Genomic DNA, 12,050 nt, shown 5'->3' with positions numbered 1-12,050 from the left:
ACAGGTCGTAATCGGAGTTCTCCTGGCTCAGCCCATCGTTGTACAGCTGACGCAGGAACTCCTGAATCTCGGGAGACTCATCGGCGATGCTCTTGTTTCCGGCGCCCTCGCCGCTCTGCTCCATAAGGTTCTGCAAGTCGTCAGCGCTCAGGCCGGCAGAGCTGGACGGCGCGTCAATGTACTGCACCGGCCGCTCACCGATCCACGTCACCTTCGCCGTGCAGGCGATCATAGGCGCGGTATTTTCCGTGGCCTCGTAGATGGTATAGGCGACCGGCTCAAAGGCGAGATTCTCGATCTTTTCGCCGTCCTCCCCGGCCACGTTGTCCCAGAGGAACTGGTTCTCCACATCCAGCTTCCGCTCCGCCTCCCGGCGGTGGCTGGCCCGGTCGGCCTCGCTCATGGCAGCGATGGATTCTCTCAAGCTGCTCGTGAGATACTCCGCCCGCTCCAGATCCAGGCCAACGGGGAAGAAGGACGCGTATTCCTCCAGCGTCAACAGCCCCAGGTAACGGATGTCCGTCATGTAGGCCGTGACCTCCACCGCTTCATCGCTCTCCGAGCTGAAGCCGATGCTGGCTCTGTCCAGCTGCAGAGGCATAGCGACGGTGCCCGAACCGGAGTCTTTAGAGACGCGCTGCGCCCACTCCCTCGCGGATACTGCCGCCACTCGCGACGGCTGACTGCTGATATAGCTCTCATCAGCCGCCATCGCGAATCCCCCTGAGGAGAACAGCGACAGTATCATCGAGGCAGTTAAAACCCCTGATACAGCTCTACGTATTACGTTTCTAAGATACATAGCCGTCACCTACTTTTGCGCTGGTAGTTCATGCAGGTCTTTCCAGTCCCGTAGAATTTTCCTTTGAAAGCATTGCGCCCGTGTGATTTCCTCGATTTCGTTCCTTAAAAAAGGGCGCAATATGGTCATAGATATATAGTATTTCAGGGTCAATTATGCCATTAGTTAACGTAAAAATCAAGAGGAAATTGCATATTTTTCGTTCCTTTTTGTTTATATAAGTATTTCCAAAAAGTGCTTTGATCTTCTTTTTGGAATTTTTTCTCCCTGAACAAGTCCTTTTGTGAGAAAATTGATCCCATTTTTATCTGGATCCGCTTGTGAAAAAATTTTGACGCTTTTCCGCTTTTTCCCCCTCTTTCCGTCTTGTTTTTCCACCGCGCGCCGCAAAAGATTCTGTTAACTATCTCACATCAATATCTTGTGTCCCCCCTCGGCGTCTGCCACTAAATATTTGTGTTTTCTGCTATCTCACCCAAGGGTCATGATAAAAGCGCACCAGAGAGTCCCTCCGCTGCGCTTTTCGTATATCCTATGCTCTTTTTCTTCCTGTCATGAATCCTCTGGCCCGATCCGAAGAGCCAGCGTCCCTCCGCATCTGCACCGGTACCGCTCCGGGTGCCGGGTCAACGCAGAGGCCCGAAAGCGGGGAATTTCCACGCCGCACCTCTCGCAGCGCAGCACATATTTCGGCTCCCTTATCCCTTGCACCCCAAGGGAGGCATTTGTAGTCACTCTCTGGATTTCATAGCCGTAGGCCCGGTTCATCCGCGCCGCATAGCTCTTCCATTTCGCCCCGTGGTTCCGGCAGCCCGGGCATGTGTGCAGCAGCTCGTGGGCCAACACCTCCCGGCAGCTCTTCTCCGGCCCTTGCGCCACCGTCTCCGCCACTTCGATATAAAACCGTCCGTTCTGAAATTTACAGCATCCAAACCGGGTCGCCGCTCTTCGGTTGATCCCCACTCTGGATTCGATCTCTGACGAAAAGGGGATCCCCAAGCGTCTGGCCTCTTCCATCACTTCGCACAGCAGCTCATCGCAATCATGCACGTCCGTCCACTCCCCGTCGTTTCCATTTGTGACTACGTTTGTAACCCGTTCATTTTTAAGGGTTTCGCTTATTGACGCCCCACCCTTTACCCCCATTATACACAAATTCAGTTCAAAAGCAACCGGTTTGCCCTGTCCCATTTGGTTCTGGCGGTCGCCCGGCGTTTTTTCTCCTCCTTTGGCCGGCGTCCATTTTTAAACTCATAAATTCAATATTTCTCTTGACATTTCCTTTTTTTATGGCTATACTGTCTCTTGTATCTTAAAATGTAAAAATTGATCGCCACCTTGTGTACGTCAGTTTCCATTTTGACATACGCGGGGCGGCTTCTTTTTTTGCGGCGGGATAACAACTTTTAGGAGGCAAAACACTATGAATCACGGCACTGTCAAATGGTTTAACAACGAAAAGGGCTTCGGCTTCATCTCCAACGATGACGGCAGCGGCGACGTGTTCGTCCACTTCTCCGCCATCCAGGCCGACGGCTTCCGCACCCTGGCTGAGGGCCAGAAGGTGACCTACGACACCGAGCCCGATCCCAAGGATCCCGGCAAGCTCCGCGCTGTCAACGTCGTCGCCGACTAATTTGAACCGAAAAAGAGGCCGCCCAGCAATGGGCGGCCTCTTTTTTATTGAGGAACCACAATTGGATTTTGGCTCCCGCTAAGGCTCTATACCAAAAGAAATGGGACACCTTACGGTGTCCCATTTCTTTTGGTGGAGACTACTGGACTCGAACCAGTGACCTCCTGCGTGTGAAGCAGGCGCTCTAACCAGCTGAGCTAAGCCTCCATATGGTGACGCGTATGGGAATCGAACCCATGTTACCGCCGTGAAAGGGCGGTGTCTTAACCTCTTGACCAACGCGCCATGGTTCCCCCCGACGCATCCGGCCGAAAGATGTCCCCACGGGACGCCCGGCGCCCCGTGGAGAATGGTAGCGGCACCTGGATTTGAACCGGGGACACCACGGGTATGAACCGTGTGCTCTAGCCAACTGAGCTATGCCGCCATAGGGCCCTCGCCGAACGGGCATGAATTAGTATACCCGATTTCTCCCCCTATGTCAATCAAAAATTTGCGGAAAGCCGCAATTTTTTCCGTCTTTTCTCACTCCACCTTATATCCTACACCCCAGACCGTCTTAATAAACCGGGGGCTGCGTCCCGGCTCCCCCAGTTTTTCCCGAAGCCGCCGGATGTGCACCATCACTGTATTGTTCCGATCCAGATATTTCTCCCCCCAGACCGTCTCAAAAAGCTCCTCCGCGGAGATGACCTTCCCCCGGTTGGCGCACAGCAGCCACAAAATGTCAAACTCGATGGGCGTCAGGTTCAGCAGCTCATCGTAGAGCCAGCACTGGTGGGTGGTTTTGTTAATGGTCAAACCGTTGATATTTAAAGTCTCTCCCGTCTCCCGTTCCCCGCCGTTATAGCTGGTGTAGCGGCGCAGCTGGGCCTTCACCCGGGCCACCAGCTCCAGGGGGCTGAAGGGCTTTGTCATGTAATCGTCCGCCCCCACCGTCAGCCCGGTGATCTTGTCCGTATCCTCGCTGCGGGCAGTGAGCATCAAAATGGGAAACTGATGGCTGCGCCGAATTTCTGCGCACAGGCTCATGCCGGAGATGTCGGGCAGCATCACATCCAGTACCGCCATATCCAGCTTTTCCCGGGCCACCACAGCCAGAGCCTCCGTGCCCGAACCACAGGGGAACACCTGAAATCCCTCTCCCCGGAGATATACCGTCACCAGATCGACGATCTCAGGCTCATCGTCTACCACCAGAATATTGGCCTCCATACGCGCCCTCCCAAATCGTTGTGACTATTCTTGTCTTCGTTGTGCCCCAATGGATTACAAATGTAACCAGCGTATTTTCCCTTCTTCTATATTCTTCGCTTTCGTCCTATTATATCCAGCCCTTTTTCCTCCGTCAAGACGCAGCGCTCCGTTGTCAGAAAATCTTCAGGAACGTTCTGTTACCTTCCACTCCTCCATTCCGGCAAACACATCCCGCTGGGTGGGCTTCATACCGCTCAAGCGGCCCCATTGTGTCAAAAGAGAGCCGTTCTTAAAGCACAGCGGCAGGACAGGCGCCATCTCCGCCACCCGCGTCCAGAGCTCAGAAGCCGCCATGACCCGCGCCGTACCCTCGGCGCCCCGATAACGCTCCAAAAGCTCATCTGTCTCCCGGTCGGTAAAGCCGCCATAATTCAGGCTGCCGGAGAGCAGCGCCTCCGGGTCAAAATCAGCGGTAAGCGTGGTCTCTCCCAAATAGAGGTCGAACTCCCCCCGGCTCAGAGCCACGGTAAATTCCTCCCAGGGCAGCTTGGCCAGCGTCACGTCACAGCCCAGCTCCCGCAGCGTTTCCGCCAGGGCCTCGGCCACCGTTACTTTATAAATGTTGTCCTGGTTCACGATCAGCCGCAGGGTCAACGCGCTGCGCCCCTGCCGCAGGCGGCCCTCCTCATCCGGCTCCCAACCCGCCAGCTTCAAGATCTCTCCTGTCACTGTCAGATCCTGCCGCAGACTCTCCGCCAGTTCCCCGTCGTAGCACTCCGCCCAGGGGTGAATAGGCAGGGGCGAGGCCACGGCGTGACGATCCAGAAGGCGCCGCGCAATGCCCTCTCGGTCAAAGGCGCGCAGCAGTGCTTGGCGCACCCGCACATCCCGGCACGCCCCGCTCCTTGTGTTGCACCCCACGTAGAGCAGCGTGGACGTGGGGTAATCCGTGGTCTCAAAGCGTCCGGAGTAGCCCAGGCTGTTGGTGCCGGTCAGATCCGCGTCCACCAGAGCGACCTCCTGAGCGTCAAAGGCGTAAACCAGGTCATCCCCGGAGCTGATGGAGCGCAGGGGGATGGGATCCACAGGCGCCTCCGTCCCATCCCGGGCCGCCAGGCACAGCTTTTCCCCCTCTCCCGCCAGATAATACCGCCCCGTCCCCAGCGGCCGCTGGGGATCCTCGCTCTCCTTGAAAATGGGGATATCCAATAAAAGCGGCAGGGCTCCGTTGGCCCGGGAAAGGGTCAGCGTCACCGATCCATCTCCCGGCGTCACCCGGTTCACATCCTTCAACCGTCCGCCATACCGGGCGCTTTTTCTCGCCTGTTCCAGAGACGCGGCCACATCTGCACCCGTCAGGGACGAGCCGTCGGAAAAGCTGGCCTGAACCAGGTGAAACGTCCATACAAGGCCATCCTCGCTGACAGTATAGCTCTCGCACAGCTCCTCCTTCGCCCGAAACTGTCCGTCCACGGAGAACAGTCCCCGGTAGAGCAGGGGAGAGAGCATCAGATTGATGCGGTTATTTCCATTGATCGGGTGGAATCCGCCGGCGGGATAGCAGGCCAGGGCAAAGGGCTTCTCCTCCTTCACCCCGGCCGCTGTGTTGACGGGGGTGGCCGTGACCTCCTCCAGCGGCGCCTCCAGGTGAGGCTGGCCGCAGCCGGACAATCCCACCGCCATCATCAGCGCCAAAGCCAGCGCTCTTTCTCCTCCCCTTTTCATATCTTTTCCCTCAAGCAGATCAGGGACGCCTGGCTGCCGCGCCGGCCCTCTGTGGCGCGGTGCGACCAGTACTTCTCCGACGCGCACATGGTGCAGTCAGGAGATACGTCTATGTTTGTAGTCAAAACGCCGCATCGCTTCAGCCGCAATGCATTTATCCCCTTTAGATCAACGTGATATTTCCCATTTTCTTTCCTGTCTACAAAGTCAAACGCAGCCTCTCCCAGAGCCTTTTCCATTGCCCTGGGAACGTCCTCGTCCGTCTCAAAACAGCATCGGGATATCCCCGGCCCAACGGCCGCCAGGATGTGCTCCGGACGACATCCGTAGTCGCTCACCATCCGCTCCACTGCCCGCTCTGTGATGCCCAGGGCAGTGCCCCGCCATCCGGCGTGGACGGCGCCGGCGACCTGTTTGAAGGGGTCATAGAGCAGAATAGTAAGGCAGTCTGCCCCGAAAACCGTCAGGGTCGCGCCGGGGATATCGGTCACCAGTCCATCGGCGTCGTAATCGATCTCCCTGTCCAGCCCCTTCCCGATATCCTCCTCCGTGACCCGCCGAACCAGGTCGCCATGTACTTGACTGGAGGACACCATTCGATGTATGTCCACCCCCAGGGCAGCGCAGACCCGCCGGTAATTTTCCTGCACCTTTTCCGGCGCGTCTCCCCGGTTTCGTCCCAGATTCAAAGAGGTGTAGATGCCCTCCGACGCCCCTCCCGGCCGAGTAGTGACGGCGTGAATGACCCCCGCCTCCTCCAGAAGAGAAGAGGTGTGCAGGATCAGTCCATCGGTTTTCTTGTCATAAAAGGCCATTGCTTTGCCTCCCTATAAACGCAGCCCTCACCGCCCCCTGTCGGGATCGGTGAGGGCTGGCGCTCAAATTCTATCACAGCGGGGCAGGCCGCCCACACCTTCAGACGCTCATACGTCCTCTTCGGAATGATACTCCTTGCAGTCGCATTTCTTCCATTTCTTTCCGCTGCCGCAGGGGCAGGGGTCGTTCCGGCCGATCTTGACCCCTTTGCGCACCACCGGCTGCTTCTTTACGGTACCGTCGCCGCCGCCGGACTCGCCGGTGACCTTGGCCACCCGCTCCCGTTTCACCTCGCCCTGAGGCTGGACGCGCACCAGGAACATCCTGCGCACGGTCTCCTCCTGAATGGCGGCGATCATCTCCTCGAACATATCGTAGCCTTCCCGCTTGTATTCGATGATGGGGTCGCTCTGGCCATAGGCCCGCAGACCGATGCCCTGGCGCAGCTCCTGCATGGCGTCGATATGATCCATCCAGTACTCGTCCACCACCCGGAGCATGACCACCCGCTCCAGCTCCCGCATCAGCACCTCGCCCAGTTCTTGCTCCTTGGCGTCATAAATGGCGGAGGCCCGCTCCTGGAGCTTCTCGATCAGCTCCTCAGAGGACATACTGGCGAGCTCCTCATCGGTGTAGAGCATCTCGTCAGGAGCCAGGAACACCCCGCGGAAATGCTCGGTGGCGGCGCGCCAACCCTCGGCGTCCAAATGCTCGTGCTCCCCGGTATGACCCATCACAGCGTTGGCGATGGTGCTGTCCAGCATCTTGCGGATACTGTTGTGAATGTCCTCCCCGTCCAGCACCTGACGGCGCTGCTTGTAGATGACCTCCCGCTGGGTATTCATCACATCGTCGTATTCCAGGGTGCTCTTCCGGGTCTGGAAGTTCCGGGATTCCACCTGCTTCTGGGCGTTTTCAATGGCGTTGGTGAGCATCTTCTGCTCAATGGGGGTGTCCTCGTCCACGCCCAGCCGATCCATCATGCCCATCACCCGCTCGGAGCCGAACAGGCGCATAATGTCGTCCTCCAGGGACAGGAAGAACCGGGTCTCGCCGGGGTCGCCCTGACGGCCGGCACGGCCCCGCAGCTGGTTGTCGATCCGGCGGGACTCGTGCCGCTCGGTGCCCACAATGAACAGGCCCCCGGCCTGGCGCACCCGGTCGGCCTCCGGCTTGATCTCTTCCTTATACTTGGCCTCCGCCTCCTGGAACGCTTTCCGGGCCGCAATGATCTCCTGGTCGTCGGTATCGGCAAAGCCGGTGGCCTCGGCAATGAGCTCATCGCTCATCCCCGCCCGCCGCAGGTCGGCCTTGGCCAAAAATTCGGCGTTGCCGCCCAGCATGATGTCCGTACCACGGCCGGCCATGTTGGTGGCCACAGTCACCGCCCCGAACTTGCCCGCCTGGGCCACGATCTCCGCTTCCTTCTCGTGGTTCTTGGCGTTGAGCACGTTGTGCTTGATCCCCTGCCGCTTGAGCATCTCGGAGAGGATCTCCGACTTTTCGATGGAGATGGTGCCCACCAGCACCGGCTGGCCCTTTTCGTGGCACTCCTTGATCTGCTCGATCACCGCCCGGAACTTGCCCGCTTCGGACTTATAGACCACGTCGTCGTGGTCTTCCCGGGCCACCGCCTTGTTGGTGGGGATCTCCACCACGTCCAGGGCGTAGGTGCCGTTGAACTCCTCCTCCTCGGTCATGGCGGTGCCCGTCATACCGGAGAGCTTTCCGTACAGGCGGAAATAATTCTGGAAGGTGATGGTGGCCAGGGTCTTGCTCTCCCGCTGCACCTCCACGTGCTCCTTGGCCTCGATGGCCTGGTGGAGCCCCTCGTTGAACCGGCGGCCGAACATGAGCCGCCCGGTGAACTCGTCCACGATAATGACCTGGTTGTCCTTCACCACGTAGTCAATGTCCCGCTTCATGATGCCCCGGGCCCGGATGGCCTGGTTGATGTGGTGGGAGAGGGTGGCGTTGTCCGGGTCGGACAGATTCTCGATGTTGAACGCCCGCTCCGCCTTCTCCACGCCCCGGGCGGTGAGGGTGGCCGTCTTGGCCTTCTCGTCCACCACGTAGTCGGCGTCCAAGTCGGGATCTTCCTCCTCCTTGGCGTCGGTCTTGGCGTAGACCTTGCACTTGAGGGTGGAGACAAAGTGATCCACGATCTGGTAGAGCTGGGTGGACTGATCCCCCTGGCCGGAGATAATGAGGGGGGTGCGGGCCTCGTCGATGAGGATGGAGTCCACCTCGTCCACGATGGCGAAGGCGTGGCCCCGCTGCACCAGCTCGCTGGCGTAGATGGCCATGTTGTCCCGCAGGTAGTCGAAGCCGAACTCGTTGTTGGTGCCGTAGGTAATATCGGCGGCATAGGCCGCCTTGCGCTCGGTGGGGGGCACGTCGTGGATGATCAGGCCCACGCTGAGGCCCAGGAACCGGTAGAGCTTGCCCATCCACTCCGAGTCGCGCTTGGCCAGATAGTCGTTGACGGTGACGATGTGCACCCCCTCGCCGGTAAGGGCGTTGAGGTAGGCGGGCAGGGTGGCCACCAGGGTCTTGCCCTCGCCGGTGCGCATCTCGGCGATGCGTCCCTGGTGGAGGATGATGCCGCCGATGAGCTGCACCCGGAAGTGGCGCATCCCCAGCACCCGCCAGGAGGCCTCCCGGCAGGTGGCAAAGGCCTCGGGCAGGATGTCGTCCAGACTCTCGCCGCTCTTCAGCCTCTCCTTAAATTCCGGGGTCTTGGCCTGGAGCTGGGCGTCGGTGAGGCCCTTGTACTCCTCCTCCAGCGCCTCGATCTTCTTCACGATGGGCTCCAGCGCCCGGACTTCCTTCTCCGAGGTGGTACCGAAGAGCTTTTGCAAAATTCCCATATCTTGTTCACCTTTCCTTTGCGGGGTGATATATCCATAATACAACAGGGTATAGTATACCACACTTTCCCACAATAAAAAAGAAGAATTTGTAAATAAGTAGGGGCGGCCCGGAGGGCCGCCCCTAAGAGAGAGGTGAGGAATTTGTCTTATGCGTTGAACACGTATTTGTCCAGTCGGTCAAAGGCTTCCTTGACCCGGGACAAGGGCAGCGCCAGATTCATCCGGATATGGCAGGGGCCGTGAAACATTTTTCCGTCCTGCCAGGCAACTCCAACCTTATACCCCATATTCTCCAGCTCTTCCAGGGTCTTTTTGTGCTTGGCGCACCATTCACTGCAATCAAGGAACAGCATATAGGTTCCTTCCGGTTTCGTGACCTCTACGCCTTCAAAGTGTTGGTTGATGTAATCCACTGCCCAATTGATGTTTTCCGTAAGCGTTTGGCACAGCTCGTCACACCACTCATATCCCTCCGGCCTGTATGCTCCGATCAGGGCGTGCATGGTCAGTACGTTCATTTCATTATACCGGGACAGAGACGCTTCCTTCTCCACCCGATCCCGAAGCCATTTATTATAAATAATGTGATATGCCCCGATCAGCCCACCCAGGTTAAATGTTTTCGACGGAGCGTAGACTGCTACAGTCCGGTTGCGGGCGTCTTCACTCACGGACTGAGGCGGAATATGCCTGTGGCCCGTCAGAATAATGTCCGACCAAATTTCATCGGAAACCACATAGACGTCATATTTTTTGCACAGATCCATGAATTGTTTTACTTCCCATTCTTCCCAAACCCGTCCATAGGGATTGTGGGGCGTACAAAAAATCGCCGTGTGGATGGACTTCTCTTTGATCTTCCGTTCCATGTCCTCAAAGTCCATTCGCCAAATTCCCCGCTCATCCTTCACCAGAGAAGAATACACGGCGTTGTATCCGTTGTTGGTCAGGCTGTCAATGAAGCCCACATAGGCGGGAGAGTGGATCAGCACATTCCCGCCCTTAGAACAAAGGATATTCAGAGCCGCGACAACCCCACCCAACACACCGTTTTGATAGCCGATACATTCCTTCGTTAAACCCGTGACCCCGTTGCGCTTTTCCTGCCAGTGGATGATCTCCTGGGTATACTCCTCCCGCGGCTGAAAATAGCCGTACATCGGGTGTTTGGCCCGCTCAATAATGGCCTCCGGGATCGTAGGGCAGGTGGGAAAATTCATATCTGCCACCCACATGGGGATAATGTCAAACCCCTCCCCGGGCAATCCCGGGCCGCCGGGCACCGCTCCAACAGCATCTACCGCTAAAGCGTCCTTTCCTCTTCGGTCGATGACCGAGGTAAAATCATATTTCATGCGTCTTAGTCCTCCGCCGCTGTGGCGGCAATAGCGGCTGCGGCGATCTCTTCCCGCTTTGCCAGCAGGTCTTCCTTTTTCACCGAGCCCGTCCGCAGGCTGATCTGAGACAGAATGATCATTGCCGCAATTACTACCACGCAAAGGATCATAGAGGTAGTGTTCATATCCTTAAACAGGTAATAGGCCACGGCCAATGCGCAAGCGGCGCTGGCCACGCATACCACATTAAATACCGGCGTAGGCATATGGAGCGTCGCGTTCTTCCACTGCTCCGGATAATCCTTTACCAATTTGATCAGCGAGATGTTCATGTACGCGTTGATGGCCATGGTGGGGATCATGACCAAAGAGATCAGGGTGTCAATGGTCAAGTCGGTAAACAGCGGCAGGATGGAGAAGGCCAGCAGCAAGCCCATCACCATGTAAGGATAGCCGTTCTTCGTCGTCCTTTTAAAAACCTTGGGCAGCCAGCCGTCTTCCGCCACCGCCAGCAGCGGATAACGCTGCATTACGATGCCGGCACACAGAGAGGACATGATAGCACAGCAGGCCGCGCCCAAAATAAACACCTTAAACAGCGTGGGGGTAAAGATCTCTCCGGCTACCAAGGACAGATTCTGCCCCATGACCTGCTCTACCGGAAGCACACCGCTGGCCACATAGCCCATCAGTGCATACACAATGCCCACTGTTATGGTAATAAGCAGAATTCCCAAGGGGATCGTGCGGCGCGCTTTCTTTGTGGTCGCCATGACGGAAACAGGGGGCTGTGTGGTACCTTGGCACGCAAAGGCCATGATCGCAATGGCGCTGATAAAGCCTTGGGCGCCGTTGGCCCAGAAAAGTCCGTCCTCATTTGACCAAAAGCCCGGCTTTACCTGCGGCACACCCATAATCACAAACATGGCAATAGACGCCAGCAGCACAAAGGTAATCACCGTCGTCACACTGGACATCATCTTTGTTCCGCCCAGCGACATACCGAAAAACACCAGCATCAGTGCGGCCGCTATCAAATTTTGATAGGGCTCCAGACTTGTAAATACAGAGACAAAATAGCTGGAGAACGCCATGCCAAAGGACGCCATGCCAAAGCCGTTCAGAAGGGTGACCAATGCGGAAAAGCCGGTCATCGTCGGCCCCAGCAGCATGGCCCTCATATCATAATCTCCGCCAGGCATGACAAACATGGATGCCATAATGGGGTGATACAGATACGCAAAAAGGATGTACACGCTGGCAATGCACAACGCCAGTACAATGGATCTTCCGGTGTATCCGATTCCCGAACCCAACATGACAAAGATCCCTGAGCCAATTGTCCCGCCGACCCCCAAGCCAAAGATATCAAGTAACCCTAATTTTTTCTTTTCTGCCTGTTTCATCTCTTTTCCTCCTTCTACAATTTTGTCGCTTAATTATTAAGCATATTTATAATACCATAAATATGCCGTGTTTCAAGCAATTTCTATATATTTAAGATACTTTAGTATTTTGCCCAAATTTTCTGTTCACAATTTGTTCACGTTCCACAACGGGATTGAGGCATATTGGTATAAAAAAGCCGGGCGGCTCCCCTTGAGCAACGAAGCGAAGGTGCTGTATGCCTTTGTCCTGCGCCGGGCGGAGTTGTCCCGGAAGAA

Annotated in this window: 8 protein-coding genes, 3 tRNA genes and 1 pseudogene; 2 read left to right on the top strand and 10 right to left on the bottom strand. The window is 56.9% G+C overall.

Annotated features, from left to right (window positions below; all coding sequences use genetic code 11):
* Positions 1-1,354: 1,354 nt before the first annotated feature.
* Positions 1,355-1,852 carry a SprT-like domain-containing protein gene (locus NFR87_RS01980; protein ID WP_251445597.1) on the bottom strand — a complete coding sequence of 166 codons (498 nt, stop codon included), beginning with the start codon at positions 1,850-1,852 and terminating at the stop codon, positions 1,355-1,357.
* A 373-nt stretch (positions 1,853-2,225) separates the two neighbouring features.
* Between NFR87_RS01980 and NFR87_RS01975 the strand changes: the two genes are divergently transcribed.
* The gene (locus tag NFR87_RS01975; RefSeq protein ID WP_251445594.1) at positions 2,226-2,438 is read left to right on the top strand and encodes a cold-shock protein; all 213 of its coding nucleotides are present in this window, start codon (positions 2,226-2,228) and stop codon (positions 2,436-2,438) included.
* Positions 2,439-2,568: 130 nt separating this feature from the next.
* On the opposite strand, the gene NFR87_RS01970 is transcribed toward NFR87_RS01975, so the two are convergent.
* The 9 genes from NFR87_RS01970 to NFR87_RS01930 all read right to left on the bottom strand — a co-directional run bounded on the left by NFR87_RS01970 (position 2,569) and on the right by NFR87_RS01930 (position 11,792).
* Positions 2,569-2,645, bottom strand: a tRNA-Val gene (locus NFR87_RS01970).
* A 3-nt stretch (positions 2,646-2,648) separates the two neighbouring features.
* A tRNA-Glu gene (locus NFR87_RS01965) sits at positions 2,649-2,723 on the bottom strand.
* 65 nt (positions 2,724-2,788) lie between these two features.
* Positions 2,789-2,865, bottom strand: a tRNA-Met gene (locus NFR87_RS01960).
* Positions 2,866-2,963: 98 nt separating this feature from the next.
* On the bottom strand, positions 2,964-3,653 hold the full coding sequence (gene vanR, locus NFR87_RS01955; RefSeq protein ID WP_251445591.1) for a VanR-ABDEGLN family response regulator transcription factor: 690 nt from the start codon (positions 3,651-3,653) through the stop codon (positions 2,964-2,966).
* Positions 3,654-3,818: 165 nt separating this feature from the next.
* Entirely contained in the window at positions 3,819-5,360 is a 1,542-nt protein-coding gene (locus NFR87_RS01950; protein ID WP_251445588.1) for an ABC transporter substrate-binding protein, read from the bottom strand.
* Entirely contained in the window at positions 5,357-6,175 is an 819-nt protein-coding gene (gene pgeF / locus NFR87_RS01945) for a peptidoglycan editing factor PgeF (RefSeq protein WP_251445585.1), read from the bottom strand. Before pgeF ends, NFR87_RS01950 begins: the two co-directional genes overlap by 4 nt.
* A 108-nt stretch (positions 6,176-6,283) precedes the next feature.
* Positions 6,284-9,046, bottom strand: a complete 2,763-nt coding sequence (gene secA / locus NFR87_RS01940) for a preprotein translocase subunit SecA (RefSeq protein ID WP_251445582.1) — start codon at positions 9,044-9,046, stop codon at positions 6,284-6,286.
* A gap of 149 nt (positions 9,047-9,195) precedes the next feature.
* Positions 9,196-10,404 (bottom strand): MalY/PatB family protein, encoded by a 1,209-nt coding sequence (locus NFR87_RS01935; RefSeq protein WP_251445578.1) that lies wholly within the window; start codon positions 10,402-10,404, stop codon positions 9,196-9,198.
* Positions 10,405-10,409: 5 nt separating this feature from the next.
* Positions 10,410-11,792: an APC family permease gene (locus NFR87_RS01930; RefSeq protein ID WP_251445575.1), complete on the bottom strand. Its 1,383-nt coding sequence runs from the start codon at positions 11,790-11,792 to the stop codon at positions 10,410-10,412.
* Positions 11,793-11,982: 190 nt separating this feature from the next.
* Here NFR87_RS01930 and NFR87_RS01925 point away from each other — a divergent pair.
* A pseudogene (locus NFR87_RS01925) lies at positions 11,983-12,050 on the top strand (replication initiator protein A); the annotation flags it as partial.

The organism is Vermiculatibacterium agrestimuris, from assembly GCF_943193085.1.
Lineage (GTDB): Bacteria > Bacillota > Clostridia > Oscillospirales > Oscillospiraceae > Vermiculatibacterium > Vermiculatibacterium agrestimuris.
This window is presented reverse-complemented; position numbering and strand designations above follow the sequence as displayed.

Bases quoted from the DNA above. Each gene is read 5' to 3' on its own strand.
- secA (WP_251445582.1), bottom strand. From the start codon at position 9,046: ATGGGAATTTTGCAAAAGCTCTTCGGTACCACCTCGGAGAAGGAAGTC.
- NFR87_RS01930 (WP_251445575.1), bottom strand. From the start codon at position 11,792: ATGAAACAGGCAGAAAAGAAAAAATTAGGGTTACTTGATATCTTTGGC.
- NFR87_RS01975 (WP_251445594.1), top strand. From the start codon at position 2,226: ATGAATCACGGCACTGTCAAATGGTTTAACAACGAAAAGGGCTTCGGC.
- vanR (WP_251445591.1), bottom strand. From the start codon at position 3,653: ATGGAGGCCAATATTCTGGTGGTAGACGATGAGCCTGAGATCGTCGAT.
- pgeF (WP_251445585.1), bottom strand. From the start codon at position 6,175: ATGGCCTTTTATGACAAGAAAACCGATGGACTGATCCTGCACACCTCT.
- NFR87_RS01950 (WP_251445588.1), bottom strand. From the start codon at position 5,360: ATGAAAAGGGGAGGAGAAAGAGCGCTGGCTTTGGCGCTGATGATGGCG.
- NFR87_RS01935 (WP_251445578.1), bottom strand. From the start codon at position 10,404: ATGAAATATGATTTTACCTCGGTCATCGACCGAAGAGGAAAGGACGCT.